Annotated in this window: 13 protein-coding genes; 10 read left to right on the forward strand and 3 right to left on the reverse strand. The window is 52.5% G+C overall.

The genetic code is table 11. The annotated features are described in order from the left end of the window. Nucleotides 1-28: 28 nt before the first annotated feature. The 3 genes from AC0YNS_RS12125 to gntK all read left to right on the forward strand — a co-directional run bounded on the left by AC0YNS_RS12125 (nucleotide 29) and on the right by gntK (nucleotide 3707). On the forward strand, nucleotides 29-868 hold the full coding sequence (locus tag AC0YNS_RS12125; protein ID WP_475781246.1) for a helix-turn-helix transcriptional regulator: 840 nt from the start codon (nucleotides 29-31) through the stop codon (nucleotides 866-868). Nucleotides 869-961: 93 nt separating this feature from the next. After that, nucleotides 962-1960, forward strand: coding sequence for a zinc-dependent alcohol dehydrogenase (locus AC0YNS_RS12130; protein WP_475781247.1), 999 nt, complete (start codon nucleotides 962-964; stop codon nucleotides 1958-1960). 202 nt (nucleotides 1961-2162) lie between these two features. After that, complete coding sequence (gene gntK / locus AC0YNS_RS12135; RefSeq protein WP_475781248.1) at nucleotides 2163-3707, forward strand: gluconokinase; 1545 nt, start codon at nucleotides 2163-2165, stop codon at nucleotides 3705-3707. Between the two features lie 8 nt (nucleotides 3708-3715). Here gntK and AC0YNS_RS12140 read toward each other — a convergent pair whose 3' ends face one another. Both AC0YNS_RS12140 and AC0YNS_RS12145 read right to left on the reverse strand, forming a co-directional pair. Then, nucleotides 3716-4249 (reverse strand): hypothetical protein, encoded by a 534-nt coding sequence (locus AC0YNS_RS12140; protein ID WP_475781249.1) that lies wholly within the window; start codon nucleotides 4247-4249, stop codon nucleotides 3716-3718. A 211-nt stretch (nucleotides 4250-4460) separates the two neighbouring features. Next, entirely contained in the window at nucleotides 4461-5534 is a 1074-nt protein-coding gene (locus tag AC0YNS_RS12145; RefSeq protein WP_475781250.1) for a M42 family metallopeptidase, read from the reverse strand. A gap of 318 nt (nucleotides 5535-5852) precedes the next feature. On the opposite strand from AC0YNS_RS12145, the gene AC0YNS_RS12150 reads away from it, so the two are divergent. Both AC0YNS_RS12150 and AC0YNS_RS12155 read left to right on the forward strand, forming a co-directional pair. Continuing rightward, nucleotides 5853-7496: a response regulator gene (locus AC0YNS_RS12150; RefSeq protein WP_475781251.1), complete on the forward strand. Its 1644-nt coding sequence runs from the start codon at nucleotides 5853-5855 to the stop codon at nucleotides 7494-7496. After that, nucleotides 7489-9276, forward strand: coding sequence for a cache domain-containing sensor histidine kinase (locus AC0YNS_RS12155; protein WP_475781252.1), 1788 nt, complete (start codon nucleotides 7489-7491; stop codon nucleotides 9274-9276). The genes AC0YNS_RS12150 and AC0YNS_RS12155 overlap by 8 nt, the downstream gene beginning before the upstream one ends. A gap of 182 nt (nucleotides 9277-9458) precedes the next feature. On the opposite strand, the gene AC0YNS_RS12160 is transcribed toward AC0YNS_RS12155, so the two are convergent. Continuing rightward, the gene (locus AC0YNS_RS12160; protein ID WP_475781253.1) at nucleotides 9459-9803 is read right to left on the reverse strand and encodes a hypothetical protein; all 345 of its coding nucleotides are present in this window, start codon (nucleotides 9801-9803) and stop codon (nucleotides 9459-9461) included. 408 nt (nucleotides 9804-10211) lie between these two features. Between AC0YNS_RS12160 and AC0YNS_RS12165 the strand changes: the two genes are divergently transcribed. From AC0YNS_RS12165 to AC0YNS_RS12185, 5 genes are all read left to right on the forward strand, one after another. After that, nucleotides 10212-11189, forward strand: a complete 978-nt coding sequence (locus AC0YNS_RS12165) for an ABC transporter permease (protein WP_475781254.1) — start codon at nucleotides 10212-10214, stop codon at nucleotides 11187-11189. A 32-nt stretch (nucleotides 11190-11221) separates the two neighbouring features. Further along, nucleotides 11222-12106: a carbohydrate ABC transporter permease gene (locus AC0YNS_RS12170; RefSeq protein WP_090977358.1), complete on the forward strand. Its 885-nt coding sequence runs from the start codon at nucleotides 11222-11224 to the stop codon at nucleotides 12104-12106. Nucleotides 12107-12181: 75 nt separating this feature from the next. Then, nucleotides 12182-13789, forward strand: a complete 1608-nt coding sequence (locus AC0YNS_RS12175; RefSeq protein WP_475781255.1) for a DUF3502 domain-containing protein — start codon at nucleotides 12182-12184, stop codon at nucleotides 13787-13789. A gap of 163 nt (nucleotides 13790-13952) precedes the next feature. Continuing rightward, on the forward strand, nucleotides 13953-16643 hold the full coding sequence (locus tag AC0YNS_RS12180; protein WP_475781256.1) for a glycosyl hydrolase family 28-related protein: 2691 nt from the start codon (nucleotides 13953-13955) through the stop codon (nucleotides 16641-16643). A 44-nt stretch (nucleotides 16644-16687) separates the two neighbouring features. Continuing rightward, a complete protein-coding gene (locus tag AC0YNS_RS12185; RefSeq protein ID WP_475781257.1) occupies nucleotides 16688-17908 on the forward strand; it encodes an enolase C-terminal domain-like protein in 1221 nt (406 codons plus the stop codon). Nucleotides 17909-17913: the final 5 nt, after the last annotated feature.

Here is a 17913-nt window from a genome sequence, read left to right on the forward strand (position 1 = left end):
CAGACAGATAGTAAGGTGGGGATTACAAGTGAATCAGTACTTGATTAAGCTCCTTCAACAAGCGGAGCTGAATGTGTCGGAGTTTGCCATTCATACACGCAGGGAAATGAACTTTCGCGAGCGAGCGTTCGCGAGCGAGTACATGATGTCCTATCACAAAACAGGCACGGCAAAGCTGCGTATTGGCGATGCGGTCTATGAGATTGTGCCAGGCAGTGTAATCTTCATTCCGCCTCATTTGATCCATGATCAATATAAAGACACGGATGATGAGGCGATTATTCTATGGTGGCATTTTACATACAAAGTGGAGCGGGTGTTGGATGTGCTGCCGCTGTTTCAAATTCCGTATATCTATCAGCTGAAGCAGAAGGAACGCTTCGAGACCGTCTTCGAGCAGCTCATGGAATCGAGGCGCAATGCCTCATCGCTGCCGGCGGCGATTCTGCAGAAAGCGAAGTCGCTGGAGCTGTTGTATCTCTTGTTTGATGAGGCGATCGGACAGCGAGCGGTTGCCGATACGGCAGCAGGCGGGCAGCAGAGCTTCCTCGGCATGTTATGCCAAATCGTGCAGCAGCCGGAGAAGCCGCTCTCGTTAGCGGAGATGGCACAGCAGCTGCACTTGAACACGGCGTATGTAAGCAGCAGATTCAAGGAACTGTACGGCATGTCGCCGATCGGACTGCAGCGCAGGCTGCGAATTGAGAAGGCCAAAGCGCTGCTGCTTACCGATCTGGATATGAGCGTTACGCAGGTAGCGGAGGCGCTTCACTTCTCTGAGGTGACGAACTTTACACGGCTGTTCAAGAAGTATACCGGTATGGCGCCCATTCAGTACCGCCGGTTCATGCAGGAAACGATAACCTAAAGAAATGATCATTATAGCGATAAAACTGCTCTATTGTAAGCGCACTCTTTTCTCCTACAATGTCCGTATAGACGAATGGGAGGGAACAGTTCCATGAATTCCACGAATATTATTTTTCCAGCGGCGCAGGTCGTTGAAGTACGTGAGGAAGAACTAGCTCCTCTGCAGCCCGGCGAGGTGCGCTGCAAAGCCAGAAAATCGCTAATCAGCACCGGCACGGAAACGCTTTGCCTGCGCGGAATTTTCGATACGAATACGAACTGGGAATCCTGGGTGCAGTATCCGTTCTACCCGGGGTACTCCATGGCTGCTGAAATTATGGAAGTGGGCGAAGGCGTCGAAGCATTTAAGGTTGGCGATCGAGTCACGTCCAATATGCAGCACAGACAATACTTCAATACCCAAGCGAGCAACGTAAAACCGATTCCGGACGGCATTACAGATGAGCAAGCTTCCTGGCTGACGCTTGGACAAATTACGCAAGTAGGCACGCGCCGCGCGGAGCTGAAGCTCGGCGAATCGATTGCCATCATCGGCCAAGGCTTGCTCGGCCAGCTGGTCGTGCAGTATATGAGAGCCGCCGGAGCCAGACATATCATTGTGATTGATCAGGCGGAATCGCGCCTGGAGTTCTCCCGCAAGAGCGGAGCGACGCATACGATCTGCGCTGCTGCTGATGTAGCGGCTGAAGAAGTGCGCCGAATTACGGGCGGAAGCATGTGCGACGTGGTGTATGATATTACGGGCCATCCGGCTGTATTGGCGCCGGCAACGCTGCTTGCGAAGGAAATGGGCCGTGTCGTATTGCTCGGCGATACAACTCAGCCGTCCCAGCAAGTAATCGGGCCGCGCGTCGTTTCGAACTCCGTAGCTATTCTTGGTGTTCATGCCAGCATGACGCGCAACTACAACGGCGTGACCGGCGATCAAATGACAGCCGTATTCTACGATTACCTGCTCCAAGGTCGAATGAACCTCGAACATTTGATGACCCATACCTATTCGCCGCTTGAGGCGCCTGCTGCATATGACTTCCTGATGAAGGATCGCACCTCGGCGATTGGCGTTATGTTTGACTGGGATTTGCTGTAAAGATAGAGTGTGTAATTGCAAGCCGTCCAGGCTTCCTCTTATGAGGGGGCTTGGGCGGCTTTTTCTGCGGCAGGTCGCATCTCCCAACATTGCGCTCTAAAGGCAGGGAATATATACTACATGGAAAGTGATGATAAACGAAATACATACTCGGGCTAAGCGCGCGAAGCTTGTATGTGTTGACGGGGAAGAAGGCTTAACGATGAAGAGCGAACAGATGAACTATATGATTGGCGTGGATATTGGGACTACGAGCACGAAGTCCGTGCTGTTCCGGGAGGACGGCAGTATCGTCACCTCGGCACATGTGGAGTACCCGCTTTATACGCCGACACCGGAAGTGGCGGAGCAGGATCCGGATGAGATTTATGCCGCGGTAGTTTCGACAATGAAGCAAATCATGCAAGGCGTGAATGCGGCGGATGTGCTGTTCGTTTCATTCAGCTCGGCCATGCATAGCGTGATTCCGGTTGATGCTGACGGGAAGCCGATCATGAGATGCTTGACCTGGGCGGACAATCGCAGCGCAGTATGGGCAGCAAAGTTCAAGAATGAAATGGGCGGTCATGAGGTTTATTTGCGGACAGGCACACCGGTACACCCGATGTCGCCTATTACGAAGCTGCTCTGGCTGCGACACGACGAACCGGAACTGTTCGTCCTTGCGAAGAAGTTCATCTCGATTAAGGAATATGTGTTCTTTAAGCTATTTGGCCTCTATGTCGTCGATCATTCGATTGCTTCGGCAACCGGGATGATGAATCTGGAGAAGCTGGATTGGGATGAGGAAGCGCTTCGTATTGCGGGCATTACGAGTGAGCGGCTGTCGGAGCTCGTTCCGACGACACATGTACTAAGCGGGCTGAAAGCCGAAGCAGCGGAACAAATCGGCTTGCTGCCGAGCACACCATTCGTTGTAGGTGCGAGTGATGGTCCGCTGTCCAATCTAGGCGTGGATGCGATTGCTCCCGGCGTCGTGGCGCTTACGATCGGAACAAGCGGCGCGATCCGTACGATTGTAGATAAACCCGTAACGGATCCGAAGGGCCGTTACTTCTGCTATGCGCTGACGGCGGACAAATGGGTCATCGGCGGGGCGGTTAACAACGGCGGCGTCATCTTCCGCTGGCTCAGAGATGAGCTGGCTTCTGCAGAGGCGGAAGAAGCACGTCGTAAGGGGTTAGACCCTTACGACGTGCTGACGCAAATGATGGAGAAGGTACGTCCCGGCTCGGACGGATTGATTTTCCACCCGTACCTGACGGGTGAACGAGCACCGCTCTGGAACCCCGATGCGCGCGGTTCTTTCTTCGGTCTGTCGCTGCATCACCGCAAGGAGCATATGATGCGTGCTGTGCTGGAAGGCATCAACTACAATTTGTATTCGGTTCTTCATGCCTTGGAGGAAACGATCGGTAAGCCGGCCAAAATCCATGCCACCGGCGGATTTGCACGCTCTGCGCTCTGGCGTCAGATGATGGCGGACATATTGGGGCAGAGGATTGTCATTCCGGAGAGCTTCGAGAGCTCCTGCTTAGGGGCGGTTGTGCTCGGATTAATGGCGATCGGCCGTGCCGATTCATTGTCGATCGTCTCGAAGATGATGGGCTCGACGTTCGAGCTTACGCCTAATAAAGAAGCAGCAGCCCACTATGAGGAGCTGCTGCCTATCTACTTGCGCCTATCGGAGAAGCTGACAGATGAATACGCTAGTATTGCCGATTATCAGCGCAAATTGTTTCAGTAGCTCGACTGTCAGCGAATATCGTGATTAATGGCGATGATCCCGATCACCTGAGGCTTATCCGCGCTGCCGCCGAACCAGATGTCGCCGTTGCCGACCATGACGCCTTGATAATTCACGAATACTTGATCCGCTTCTTGCTCGGCAATCGCTTGTTTGATCGACTTGTCGATGATGGTGTCGTATTGATCGACAAAATCACGGCGTGTCTTGATCAGCTGCGAGCCAGATGTGCTGTTCACTCTGAGCGGGTATAGAATATGATTCGCTACAGTGACCTTATCGTCCTGGGCGATGGCTGTTTTGACCTCATCGAATACGTCGAAGAATGCCTGCGGATCCTCGATGCCGGCTACTTCGAACGGATTGGTTCCGGCTTTGATTTGACTCGTGATCGTTGGCAAATTACGGACTTGATGCTCCGTCGTGCTCTTATTTTGATCCGATTGGCTGCAGCCAACTACAGCGAAGACGGTGACGGCTATGAGAACGGCTGAAGTCAGCCTGTACCAGACATTTGAACGCTTACCAATATGTGCTTGCATTACCATCATCCTTTCTACCTTTATGCTTTCACTTTATGGACGAATAGATACAGCGTAATGTTTCGATCTGCTAAATAGAAAATTGTACTAATCCAGATGAAACGGCTTTCTCCTTCCTAGCGGAGATGCGCTTGTCATGCAGGTGATGCAAAAAAGACCAGTGATCGTTCGGCTAACGAACGATTCACTGGTCTTTTCTTAATAACGCCTCTTACGAACGGTCAATAATCGTCTGGTAGGTCGTGCGGTCGCAATGCTGTACCAATTTCACGAGCAGCTCTTTAGCTGCATCGTAGTCATCCGTATGCAGGACGGAAGCCGAGGTATGAATGTACCTTGCGCATACACCGATGACGGTTGAAGGGATGCCGATTCCTTGCGTATGTACCGCTCCGGCGTCCGTTCCGCCCTGGGATACGAAATACTGGTACGGGATGTTGTGCGTTTGCGCCATATCCAGCACGTACTCCACCATACCGCGGTGAGTCAGCATGCTTGGATCATAGAGACGCAGCAGAGTGCCTTGACCAAGCTGGCCGAACTGCGACTTGTCGCCGTTCATGTCGTTCGCCGCGCTGGCATCCATGGCGAAGAACAGATCCGGTTTAATCATGGCAGATGCTGTTTTGGCACCGCGAAGTCCGAGCTCTTCTTGTACGGTTGCCCCTGCATACAACACATTCGGGAGCTTCTGACCATGCAGCTCTTTAAGCAGCTCGATGGCAAGCCCGACACCGTAGCGGTTATCCCATGATTTCGCCATAATTTTCTTCGGATTCGCGAGCGGAGTGAACGGACAATACGGAACAGCCTGCTGTCCGATGCGCACGCCGACTTCTTCCGCATGCTGGCGGCTGTCCGCGCCGATGTCGATATACATACCTTTCACATCCAGCGGCTTGCCGCGCGCTGCTTCATCGAGCAGATGAACAGGCGTCGTTCCGATGATGCCGACAATCGGCCCGTTCTCGGTCATCACTTGAATGCGCTGTGCAGGCAGCACTTGGCTGAACCAGCCGCCAAGCGTTTGGAACTTGAGCATGCCGTTCTCTGTTATTCCCGTAATCATAAAGCCGACTTCGTCCAAATGACCAGCCGCCATAATGACCGGACCGCTCGCATCGCCGCGCATAACGCCAAAGATACTGCCTAGCCGATCCTGCACGATTTCATCTGTATATTTCGTAAGCTCACCGCGCACAAAGCTCCGCAGCTCCCGCTCAAATCCGGAAGCCGCTTGAAATTCGGTTAACGTACGCATCAGTTCCATTGTTTCTTGGTTCATGATAATTCCTCGCTATCGTAATGGGATGGGGGATATGCATTCAGGTAAACCAAACACCCCTATTCTACCGCCTTTCCAAACGAAGGTAAATGAGGCGTCCAAGCCATTATTCATAATCGCCTCAAAGTTTCTTTGGCAAACCATGTGGAAGGGAAAGGACAATTGTTGTCGAACTGTAATGAAGCGCTTCCAAGTTGGTTTCGATTGACCTGTTAAAGATAATATTCCCCCATTGCCTGCCTGGAATTAAGAGCGATAAGATAACGGTACGTTCATGTTGAAGTCGCATACATACTCGGTAAAGGGTGATGAGAGAACATGTATCGAGTGCTGATTGTAGATGATGAGAAGGAAATCAGAGAGGGGCTTCGGCTTCGTTTTCCTTGGATGGATTTTGGCATCGAAATGGATGAAATATATACAGCTGACGACGGTGAAACGGCGCTTGAGCTGACGGAGCAGTTAAACCCGGACGTTATCGTGACGGATATCAAAATGAGCCGCATGTCGGGTCTCGAATTCATTCAGTCCCTGCATCAGCGGGGTAATTTCTCGGGCAAGTCGATCGTAATCAGCGGTTATGATGATTTTGATCTGGTGAAGCATGCGATGCAGCTTGGCGCCATTGATTATGTGCTGAAGCCGATTAATATCGAGGAGCTGTCGCAGGTTATACACAAGGCTCTTAGTCAAATCCGCGAGGAGCGGCTCGACAAGCAGAATAAGCTGCTGCTGGAGAATCAGGTGCATTTTGCGTTGCCGAAGATGCAAGAGGAAGTCGTTCGCGAAGCGGCGGAGAACGAGTATAACCCGTACTGGGAATCGCGCATGATGCACAGACTCGGCAATATGCAGCTGGAGTGGCTGACGCAGCACAAGCTTGCGCTCATGCTCATAGAAGTAGACGATCTGAAGGCGATCGATCAAGGGAAGCTGTATCGCAAGGAGAAGGAGCTTGTCCTCTTCGGCATCAGCAATGTCGTGAAGCAGACTCTGCAGGAGGAATATGGGCATCCGGCCTGCATGTACAGCGATGCGAAGTCTCGATTTGCGATCGTTCTCAGCTGCAATCATCAGGAACAGCTTTGCTCCATTAAGGATATTGCTGTTACGTGCATCGACCGGATTAACGGCTATGTCAAAGTGAAGGTCAGCATCGGGCTAGCCTCAACGGTCGGCGGCATTAAGCAGCTGCATGATATGCGGCAGGAAGCGGCAGATATTCTGGAGCAGAAGGCGGTCTACGGCGGCAATCGGCTGCTGCTTCGTCAGGATCTCGGCGTCGATGCGGAGTTCTCGGAGCTGTCGATTGGCAACGTCAATGAAATGTTCGATCTCATTCGTTACGGATCCGACCTTGAAATCCGGACTGTCATGCAGTCCTTCCCTGAATTTGTACGGACATGGGGCGCGACCAACATCAAAGATATTCAGCAGAAAATATTCGAATGGCTGCTTGAGCTATTCAAGAAAGCGGCCGCCGGCGGATGGAAAGAAAGGGGCTGGGAACGCAACCCCATCGCCATCTGGGATCGGCTGGAGCAGTACGATACACTCGAATCGCTGCGAATCCAGGTGGAGAGCTATCTGGTATCCATTGCCGCGGATTTCAGGAAAAACTGGGTGCCGCAAAGCCAAATTATTTCGGAGGCGGAGAAGGTGATTCAGCGGAATTATGGGGATAATTTGACGCTGCACACCGTTTCGCTGGAGGTTCATGTTACGCCGGTGTGGCTGAGCAAGCTGTTCAAGAAGGAGAAGCAGCAGACCTTCTTGGAATATTTGACCGAGGTGCGGATTGAGAAGGCGAAGGAAATGTTAGGGGATGTCGGGAGCAAAATTTATCAGGTCTCGCAAGAGGTAGGCTACCGGGACCCGGTACATTTTACCAAGCTGTTCAAGAAGAACGTTGGCCATACGCCCAAAGAATATCGGAAGCTGAGAGGAATCATCGATGAGTAGCTATTCGCTTCAGCAAGCGGCCTCCTTACGCAATAAAGTAATTGGCATTTTCTTCATCATTATCATCGTGCCGTTTCTGCTCTTTGCTTATTATGCGCATATCAAGTCGGTTGAAGGCATCTCGAATGCCAATGCCTCCTTCTCGATGGACTACATGCTCCAATCCAAGCAGAATCTGGATCGCTATCTCAACCAGCTGAACGAGCAGATTAACGGCATTATCGGCAATACGAAGTTTCAGCAGCTGATGGAGAATTCGATGACTAGGGCGGAGGATGAGAGTGCTTTTATTTCCGGCATGATGCTGCTGCTCGATCAATCGAAGTCGCAGGTGGATGCTTTTCGAGTACGTGTATTTCCGATTGATCCGAACGAACATCCCATGTATATCAACACACTGGATGAACAGAAGGGGTTTCAGACAAGCAACTGGTTCAAGGCGGCACAGAAGACGATTACGCCGACGTGGCATCTGTTCATGCCTGCGGAAAGTACGTATTTTCGACCGATGCTGTCCAAAATCAAACGGTTTACAGGGCTGCATGATCAAATTCCGCGTGGGATCGTCATTACGGATTTGACCGAGGATCAGCTGAAACGGTATCTCTCGCCTTCGCAGCGGATGAAGGGGCAGCGCATGTTTCTGATGACGCGCAGCGGGTATGTGCTCTATGATACGGCAGACAATGCGCTGGCCGGCAAGCTCATCCCGTCCAAGCCGCTTATCGATTCGATTGCGGCCTCGACGCAGAAAGCGGAGACGCTCACGATTGACGGCGAGAAGCAGCTGGTCACCTATGTGAAGCTGGATACGGAGCAATGGATGCTCGTAAGCACGACGCCGCTGGAGCAGTTGACGCACCCCATTCAGGAAATGGATAAGCTGCTTGTTTTCTTCCTCATTATTTATTTGATCTGCTGCATCGGGGTCATCATCTATATGACGCTGTATTTCACTCATCCGCTGCATAGGCTGGTTCGTTCCATGCGTAAGCTGGAGTCCGGCGAGTTCCAGTTCATGCTGCCGCCATCGGACCGAAGAGACGAGATCGGCTGGCTGTATCGGGGCTTCAACAACATGACGGGCAAAATCCAGCAGCTCCTCGACCAAACGACGCAAGCCGAGCGGACGAAGAAAGAGCTGGAGTTTCAAGTGCTGAGCCATCAGATCAATCCGCATTTTCTGTACAATACGCTGGAGTCGATCCGGTGGAAGGCGGAGTACCATAACATGCCGGATATAAGCGAAATGGTATCCTCTCTAGGTAACTTGCTGCGCTTGAGTCTCAATCAAGGCAAGGAAATTACGACGGTATCGAGGGAAATCGAGCAGGTGAAGGCCTATGTCCGCATCGAGCAGGCACGCCTCGGCAACCAGGTACGGTTCTTGATTTCGATCGATGAAGAGGTGCTGCATGCGCCGTTTCTCCGCTTACTGCTGCAGCCGCTTGTTGAGAATGCGATTCATCATGGTATTCGGAGCAATCCGGAGAAAGGGAAGATCATGCTGACCGGGCGCTGCGAGGGGACGGATATTGTCATTGAGCTGAGCGACAATGGACAAGGTATTCCGGAGGCGGTGCTGCAGGAACTGACCCATCCGGAGGAGAAGGCAGCCCCTGTAGCCAAACGCCGCGGCGTCGGCCTGCGCAACGTGAATGACCGGCTGAAGCTGTATTTTGGCGAGGCGTATACGCTGCAGATCGAGGCCAGAGCGGGGAGCGGGACGCGCATCGTATTGCGCCACCCGATCATGGAGCCGGAGGAGGAGCAGGGTTAGCGGTCGGCGGGTTGTGTGTGTGAGGGAGTGCTTGCGTGCTTGGCTGAGCGAGGGAAGGGAGGGCACTATTCCGGAGTTGGAATAGGTGCCCTTTTGTTTGGGCGGCTAGTGGTGCAGATGAGAGGCAGCAGTTACCGCACATGTGCGGGATAAGTGCGAAGTAGCGTCGAGAGAGGTACGTGCTACCGCACATGTGTAGAACTTCGAGAAAGTAGCTTCAAGAGAGATAAAGTTACCGCACAGTAGTAGGAAGTAGAGATAAAGAAGCCCACCAGGAAGTCTACATGGGAGGAAACCAGCGTTTTTGAGCGGATGAAGCCCACCAGGAAGTCTACTTCGGAGGAAACCAGTGTTTTTGAGCGGATGAAGCCCACCAGGAAGTCTACATGGGAGGATATCAGCGTTTTTGAGCAGATGAAGCCCATCAGGAAGTCTACATGGGAGGAAACCAGAGTTTTTGAGCGGATGAAGCCCACCAGGAAGTCTACATGGGAGGAAACCAGTGTTTTTGAGCGGATGAAGCCCATCAGGAAGTCTACATGGGTGCTAAAACGGTGATATCAGCAGAAAAGTAGATCCCACAGCCACACATCAGCAATTAGTCGGCGATATGAGCGAAAGAGTAGCTCCCAGAACCACACATGAGAGGAGAATGAGCGAATTCGGAGAAAGAGTAGTTCTCAGAGCCACACATTAGCAATTAGTCTGCGATACCAGAGCAAGAGTAGCTCCCAGAGCAACACTTGCTGCTCAAGCTCGCAGCGCAGCTCGTCGCACCGTGACGCAATACGCCAACGCGCACTTTCCCATTCAGAGGCCAAGTTTACACCACAAAGTTTAATTTTGGCTCATAGTAGCTAGGCGGGCCATCCATTATGATGATTATAGCAACGATAAGCAGCTACCAAACATGAACAAGAAAGGTAAGGACGCCCATGAAACCAAGCAGCGAAGTTGGGAATAAACCGATATCTGCAGCTGTCTATCGCAAGAGGTCGAGCTTCGTCTCCGATCTCATGCGAAACCACTCGCTCTACGTAATGTTCCTCCCGGTCGGCATCCTGCTCCTTGTCTTTAACTATTTGCCGCTCGCGGGTCTCATCATCGCCTTCAAGAATTACGACTTCGCCAGAGGGATCTTCGGCAGTCCATGGGCCCAGCCCATTCTCAACAACTTCGATTACCTGCTATCGTCGGATGCCGCTTCGCGTGCAGTCCGGAACACGATACTGCTCAATGGGTTGTTCATCGCAGTGGGGCTGATCTTCGAGGTGGGACTTGCGCTGATGCTGAACGAGGTGCGTAACAAATATTTTAAACGAATTACACAGTCGATCACGTTTCTCCCCTTCTTTATCTCCTGGATCGTCGTAGGCGTCTTTACATATAACCTGCTCAACTACGAGAATGGCGCGATCAATCGCATTGTAGAATGGTTGGGCTTTCAGCCCATTGATTTCTACAGCGAAGCAGGGCTTTGGCCGCTGATCCTGACCATCGCCATCCGCTGGAAAGTAACCGGATATGGCACGATTATTTATTTGGCCGCGCTAACGAGCATTGACAACTCGTATTATGAAGCCGCTTCCATTGACGGTGCATCCCGCTGGCAGCAGATTCGGTTCATCAGCATTCCGATGCTGAAGCCGACGATCATCATCCTCACCTTGCTCGCCGTCGGACGAATCATGAATGCGGATTTCGGCATGTTCTACGCCATGGTCGGCGACGCTTCGCTCCTCTATCCGACAACAGATGTTATCGATACGCTGGTCTATCGAAGCTTACGGAAATCCGGCGATATCGGAATGGCCTCAGCAGCCGGCTTCATCCAATCGGTCGTTGCCTTCGTCCTCGTGCTTGGCAGCAATTATGCGGCAAGGAAAGTCGACAAGGACTCAGCGATTTTCTAACTTCACTTCGTGACGAACATAAGGAGGGCACCATGCCGGTAAAACGTATATCCATCTCGCAAACGATCATTATCGTCATCATTTCCTTGTTCAGCCTTGCTTGTCTGCTGCCGTTTCTCATGGTCATTACCGGCTCGCTTGCAACGGAGAACGATATTATTAACAACGGCTACTCGCTATTCCCAAGGCATATCACGTTCATGTCGTATGAGATTCTGCTGCTCGGCTCCAATCGAATTGTGGATGCGTACGGCATCAGCTTACTCGTCACTGTTGCAGGTACAGTGTTCTCCGTTTTCCTGACCAGCTTGGGCGGGTACGTGATGGCGAGGCGCTCTTTTAAATACCGCAACATTCTCTCGATCTACGTCATCATCACGATGCTGTTCAGCGGCGGATTGGTGCCTTGGTACATCGTATGCGTCAACTACTTGCACCTGAAGGATACGATCTTCGCGATGATTCTGCCACCGCTGGCGAACGCGTTCAATATGTTTCTGATCCGCAACTTCCTGTTCTCCATCCCGGAGGACATTTATGAATCCGCCAAAATGGACGGAGCCAGCGAGTACCGTATCTACTGGCAGCTAATCATGCCTTTATCCAAACCGGTTCTCGCCACGGTCGGCTTGTTCGTCGCACTGGGGTATTGGAACGATTGGTTCCTGGGCCTCATGTTCGTCGATAAACAAGAACTGCAGCCGCTGCAGCTGCTTCTTCGCACACTCGTTTCAAACGTGGAGTTCCTCCGAAGCTCCAGCAATGCCGCCGATATGCAGCGTATCTCCGCGCAGCTGCCGTCCGAGTCCATCAAGATGGCACTCACGGTAGTGACGATCGGGCCGATCATCTTCTTGTATCCGTTCTTGCAGCGGTATTTTGTCCAAGGCTTGATGGTTGGCGCAGTGAAAGGGTAACAGACAGACAGCTATAACGGCGCTACCGGTAGCGCTGGATAGTATAAAAAACAAGCTCAAGGGGAGAGGTACACGATGAAGAAGATGCATGCCAAGCTTCCACTGCTGCTCACGATTGTGTTTATGCTTAGCCTATTACTCTCAGCATGTAGTTCAAACAACAACGGCAACTCGAAGGACAATTCATCCGGCACGACGAATACGGCGACCGACAATACATCCAATGCAACCACAGATGATACGAACAATACAGCAGCTACGACTGACAATACAGCTAAGGAGCAAGAGGAAGTAACGTTGAAGTTTTATTTTGGCGGAGATAAGAAAGCAGCTACGGATGAAGTATGGTCTGCAGTCAGCGATTATGTGAAAACAAAAGGGCTTAACGTGAAATTCGATATCAACTTTATCCCGTTTGGCGACTTTAAGGACAAAATGCTCGTTATGGCCGCTTCCGGCGATAAATGGGATATGAACTTTGACGGCGACTGGCTCTCCTATAAGCAAATGGCTGCCAAAGGCTCCTATATGGCGCTCAATGATCTCCTTCCGAAATTCGCACCAACCCTGTTTGCCAAGTATCAAGAACAAGGTACGCTAACGGCTGCAACAGTGGATGGCAAAATCGTCGGCCTTCCTTGGACGATGAGCATGAACCAACGCAAATATGCGGTATGGCGGGTGGATCTGACCGATAAAGCAGGCATCACGCCGGCTGTGGATTCCATTAAAACAATCGAAGACCTCGATGCGTTCCTGCACAAGCTGAAAGAAGCGTTCCCGAAAGATAAGCTGTCCCGTTCCACGCCGCTTGGCATCTACATGGAGCGCGATGAGTGGGTTGACCTTGGCTTCCACGGCATGGGCTTTTACCTGAACGATCCGGCTGTGAAGATCCAACCGGTTGAACAACAACCGTTCTACAAAGAAGCAGCGCTTATGGCGAAGAAATGGTACGACGACGGTATCATCAACAGAGATGCCATGATCGATAAAGAAGACGGCGCGGCACAATGGAGAAACGGCAAAATGTTCTACACCGACTCCTCGCATGAATGGGTTAACGCAAACCCGGGCTTCGCGGATCCGTCCTACAAGCTGTCCAGCTCGCTTCTCTACCCAGACAAGAAATATGTCAACCGTACAGCGCTGGCTAACGTTGTAGCAATTAATCGCAACTCCGAGCATGCTGACCGTGTGCTGCAATTCCTGGATATGCTTGAAACCGACAAAACGCTCTATGATCTCGTGCAATACGGCATCGAAGGCAAAACCTACGTGATTGACGGCGAAACAGCGAATTATCCGGAAGGCATGCAAACGACGACGTCCAACTACATGGAGTGGGGCGGCCAATGGGCACTGTGGAAACCGCAGTTCATGCGTCCAAACCCAGCCTATGGCAAAGACTTCTGGGTGCATGAAGCCGAATTCGCAGCATTGCCGGTTAACGTAAACTCCCCGGTAGACGGACTGTTCATCTCCGAGGACAATATCAAGAACGAAGTAGCTAAACGCGACCAAGCAGTCGAAGAATTCCACAAACCGATCGAGTACGGGAATGCCAAAGATGTGGATAAAGCAGTAGCGGATTACATCGAGAAGCAGAAAGCAAACGGCCTTGACAAAATCATCGCGGAAGCGCAAAAACAAATCGATGCTTACTTGGCTACGAAGAAATAATCGAGAAATCCGCGCCTCTCACCGGGCGCGGATTTTTGCTGACGCTGAGGAGCAAACAGATAAGGTTGCCCCAGATAACGATTGGATTGACTCATTACAAGTGGCAGCGGGACTCCCTTATACTCTATTTGTAAACGATTACAAATATGGAAGGGTGTAGATCATGAAGAAGAGGTTTTCTCCGCTCATCATGGCTTTCTTACTCGCTGTATCCTGTTTTCCGTTCTTACCGCTCGTCGCATCGGCGGATACCGTCCTGTTCACGACAGGCTTGGAATCCGGACAAACCGCACCGAATTTCGTGGACACCATTGATTTCTCATCGAATGTGAGCGGTATTACGTCAGGCGTTTCACCGGAGGCTTCGCCGCGTACCGGTGAGCAGGCGCATTCAGGCACCTCGGCGCTTATGTATTCAGGCAACGCGAACGGCGGCTCTACTACGTATGCGTATTTCAAAGTGTTCACCGTGAGTATTCCCGTTACATCGGCATCCAAGCTGCAATACTTCATCTATCCGCAGCAGGATAATGGGAGGTACATGGCCGTTGATTTCCATTTCACGGACGGGTCGACGCTGCGTGACAGCGGATCGGTGGATCAAAACGGGAACACCGTTCATCCGGCCGGCGGTCATGGCGGCACGATTCCGCTCAATGCTTGGTCGCAGATCGATTCGAGCTTCGGCGTGCAGAATGCCGGGAAGACAATCGACCGCATCTGGGTCGCCTACGACCGTGCTGGCAGTACGGGCAACTACCGCGGCTACATCGACGATATTACGATTTCCAATACAACGACGACAAGTTCTGTCCGTAACAGCGTTATCGTCAGTACAGTCTATCCAACGAGCGACATTGTGATCTCGGATTACAATGCCGTCACGGGGTTCGGCGCTGATAACACAGGTGTGAACGATGCGACCACAGCTATTCAGAGTGCGATTGACGCCTGCTATAACGACGGCGGCGGCACGGTGTGGCTGCCTGCCGGGACCTACAAGGTATCCGGTACGATTCAGGTACGAGCTTTCTGCTCGGTCCGAGGCGATTACCGGGATGCGGACAGCGGGAGCGGGAGTTATGGCACTGTGATTTCGGCGAACTTGGCTTCCGGTGATTCGGGATCGCTGCTGTTCCGTATCGGGGGCAGCGCATCGGTACAGGGCTTGACGGTGTATTATCCGAACCAGAATGCGACAAGTCCGGTTCACTATAACTACACCTTCGAAATTCCGGGGAATGCTTGGATCGGCAGCGAGAATTATATGACAGCGTCCATCATGAACGTGACCATGCTCAATTCGTACCGCGGAATAGGCATCAGCACGATGGCCTCCGACCATACCGGCGGTTCGCAGGTTCATGAGCAAGCGACGGTGAAGAACGTGAAGGGCACGATTCTTTACCGAGGCGTGGAAGCTTACAACGGCGCAGATGTCGGCACATGGGAGCATGTGAATTTCAACAGCTCGTATTGGGCCGGTGCAGGCGCATCCTACAATGCTCCAAGTGCGACAACGATCAAGAACTGGACGCGTGCGAACGCCACTGCGTTTACGATTGGCGACTTGGAGTGGGATCAGTTCTATGCGATGGAGGCATCCGACTTCAATATCGGAATCAACATCGTGACAGGCCAGCGGATTCAGTTCTCGGGCGCTTTTATCTGGGCGTATATTCAGAACACGAATATCGCCGTGAAGGTCGATAATATCGATACTCGCTGGGGCGTATCGTTCTTGCGCAGTGTGCTTAAAGGCAGTACGGCTTCCGTTCAGAACAACACCGCTGGCTATGTGAAAGTTACCGACTCCGATATGACCGGCGCCACATCAGGCACGGTAACGATCTCAGGTACGGGCACATCGCCGGTCGTGTCCCCTTCTGCGGCGACGCCGAAGGTCAGCCGGGCTGTGCTGTACGATGTCACCAAAGCGCCGTACAATGCGCCGTTCACTTCCTCGCGCGGCCCAGCGCTGCCAACGGTGGATGCGACTTCCGCGATCCAATCCGCGCTCAATGCTGCGGGAACAGCCGGCGGCGGTGTGGTCTATGTGCCTGCAGGCTGGTTCAAAGTCAGCACGCACTTGACCGTTCCGGCCAATGTAGAGCTGCGCGGCTCGGCATCGTCACCGACGAGGGATCAAGGCGGATCGAGTGCCGGCACAGTGCTATTCGCTTATGAAGGCAAAGATACGACAACACCGGATTCCAGCACGGCGTTTATTACGCTGAATGGGAATACAGCCGGCTTGCGCGGTTTGCGTGTATTTTATCCGGAGAACAACCCTGCGGCAGGCATTAAAGCTTTCCCATATACGATTAGAGGCAACGGCAGCAGCGTATACATCATCAATGTGGGACTGCCCAACTCGTATAACGCCATCGATTTGATGACAAATCGTAACGATAACCACTATGTCGAGAAGGTACAAGGGACCTTGTTCAAGAATGGTATTACGGTAGGGCTCAGTACGTCCGGCTATATAACCGGCATTCTCACGAACGGTAACGCCGTATGCCGCACCGGCTACAACATTCCCGGCTGGGTCGTGGAGAGCAACGTCTTCTCGCAGGTCATCGATGCGTTTACGAGACCGAACGAGACGCTTGTAACCGTGAACGGAGCTTCCGATGAGAAGCTGGTTAACGTGTTTGCCTACGGCTCCAAGAACGGTGTAGTTGTGCAGTCGGGAACGGTAAACGCATTCAACTTAGGAACGGATAACCTCGGCTCAGGCGGATACACCGTGAAGGTGGACAGCGGCACGGTCAAAGTGATGAATCTGATGCGCTATAACGGTACGACATCCTTGGGAACGGTCACAATCTATAACGAAATGCACCTATGAGCAGATCATACTAATCATAGGTCCAAGAATCGGAGGAGCAAACAGTGGCAAAGATCACAGGTGTGAAATGTATCCGAACACGGCATGACGGCAGCTGGACGATTGTAAAAGTAACGACAGATCAAGACGGATTGTATGGCATCGGCTCGGCGACGGATATGTTTAATCCGGAAGCCGTCGTGCAGGTCGTGGAGCAGTTGTTTGCCCCGCTGCTGATCGGCAGAGAGGCAGGCCAGATCGAGGACATTTGGCAAATGATGCATACGAGCGGGTATTGGCGGCACGGCTCCATTACCCAAACCGCGATCGGCGGCATCGATATGGCGCTCTGGGACATTAAAGGCAAAGAGGCTAATTTGCCGGTGTATCAGCTGCTCGGCGGCGCGTGCAGATCAGCCGTTCCCTGTTACGGCCATGCGGATGGACGCGATCAAGAGGAGCTGACTGAAGCGGTTCACCGCTATAAGGAGGAAGGCTACACGGTTATCCGTTGTCAGCTTGGCTCCTATGGCGGCGGCGGTTTCGTGCCGGCAGACCAAGCGAACGTACCTGTTCCGAGTTGGTCCCCTAATGTGTTCAACGAAGCGATCTATATGAACGCCATTCCGGCCATGTTCGAGAAGCTGCGTGTTACTTTTGGCAACGATATTCAGTTTACGCATGACGTTCATTCCCATCTGCAGCCGATTGCCGCTGTACAGCTGGCCAAACGCCTGGACCCTTACCAATTGTTCTTCCTAGAGGATATACTGCCGCCGGAGCAGATCGGCTGGTACCGCCAATTGCGGCAGCAATCTTCAACGCCGCAAGCGGTTGGAGAGCTGTTCACCAGTCCCCATGAATGGACCGATCTCATCACGGAGAGGCTCATCGACTTCATTCGCGTGCGCGTGTCCAAGGGCGGCGGCATCAGCGCCTGCCGCAAGCTGGCCGCGCTTGGCGAAACCTTCGGCGTTCGGACGGCCTGGCAGGAAGGCGGGGAGAACGACCCCGTCAACCAAGCGGCAGCCGTCCATCTGGACCGCGCGGTATGGAATTTCGGGATTCAAGAGATCAATCATTTCAAGGAGGCGGAGTGCGAAGCATTCCCGGGTCATGTGGAGCGCAGAGGCGGCTATCTCTATTTATCGGAGAAGCCGGGCTTGGGGATCGACATCGATGAGGAGAAAGCAGCACTGCTCGTGGATGATGGATGGAGCCGGTCGGCTTATCATATTCCGTACAAACTTGACCGCAGGCCGGATGGAACGCTGGTTAGGCCATAGGAGGG

This window comes from Paenibacillus sp. J22FR21 (assembly GCF_056269135.1).

Coding starts and splice junctions, on each gene's coding strand:
- AC0YNS_RS12130 (WP_475781247.1), top strand. CDS start 962: ATGAATTCCACGAATATTATTTTTCCAGCGGCGCAGGTCGTTGAAGTA.
- gntK (WP_475781248.1), top strand. CDS start 2,163: ATGAAGAGCGAACAGATGAACTATATGATTGGCGTGGATATTGGGACT.
- AC0YNS_RS12140 (WP_475781249.1), bottom strand. CDS start 4,249: ATGCAAGCACATATTGGTAAGCGTTCAAATGTCTGGTACAGGCTGACT.
- AC0YNS_RS12145 (WP_475781250.1), bottom strand. CDS start 5,534: ATGAACCAAGAAACAATGGAACTGATGCGTACGTTAACCGAATTTCAA.
- AC0YNS_RS12150 (WP_475781251.1), top strand. CDS start 5,853: ATGTATCGAGTGCTGATTGTAGATGATGAGAAGGAAATCAGAGAGGGG.
- AC0YNS_RS12155 (WP_475781252.1), top strand. CDS start 7,489: ATGAGTAGCTATTCGCTTCAGCAAGCGGCCTCCTTACGCAATAAAGTA.
- AC0YNS_RS12160 (WP_475781253.1), bottom strand. CDS start 9,803: ATGGGCTTCATCCGCTCAAAAACACTGGTTTCCTCCCATGTAGACTTC.
- AC0YNS_RS12165 (WP_475781254.1), top strand. CDS start 10,212: ATGAAACCAAGCAGCGAAGTTGGGAATAAACCGATATCTGCAGCTGTC.
- AC0YNS_RS12170 (WP_090977358.1), top strand. CDS start 11,222: ATGCCGGTAAAACGTATATCCATCTCGCAAACGATCATTATCGTCATC.
- AC0YNS_RS12175 (WP_475781255.1), top strand. CDS start 12,182: ATGAAGAAGATGCATGCCAAGCTTCCACTGCTGCTCACGATTGTGTTT.
- AC0YNS_RS12180 (WP_475781256.1), top strand. CDS start 13,953: ATGAAGAAGAGGTTTTCTCCGCTCATCATGGCTTTCTTACTCGCTGTA.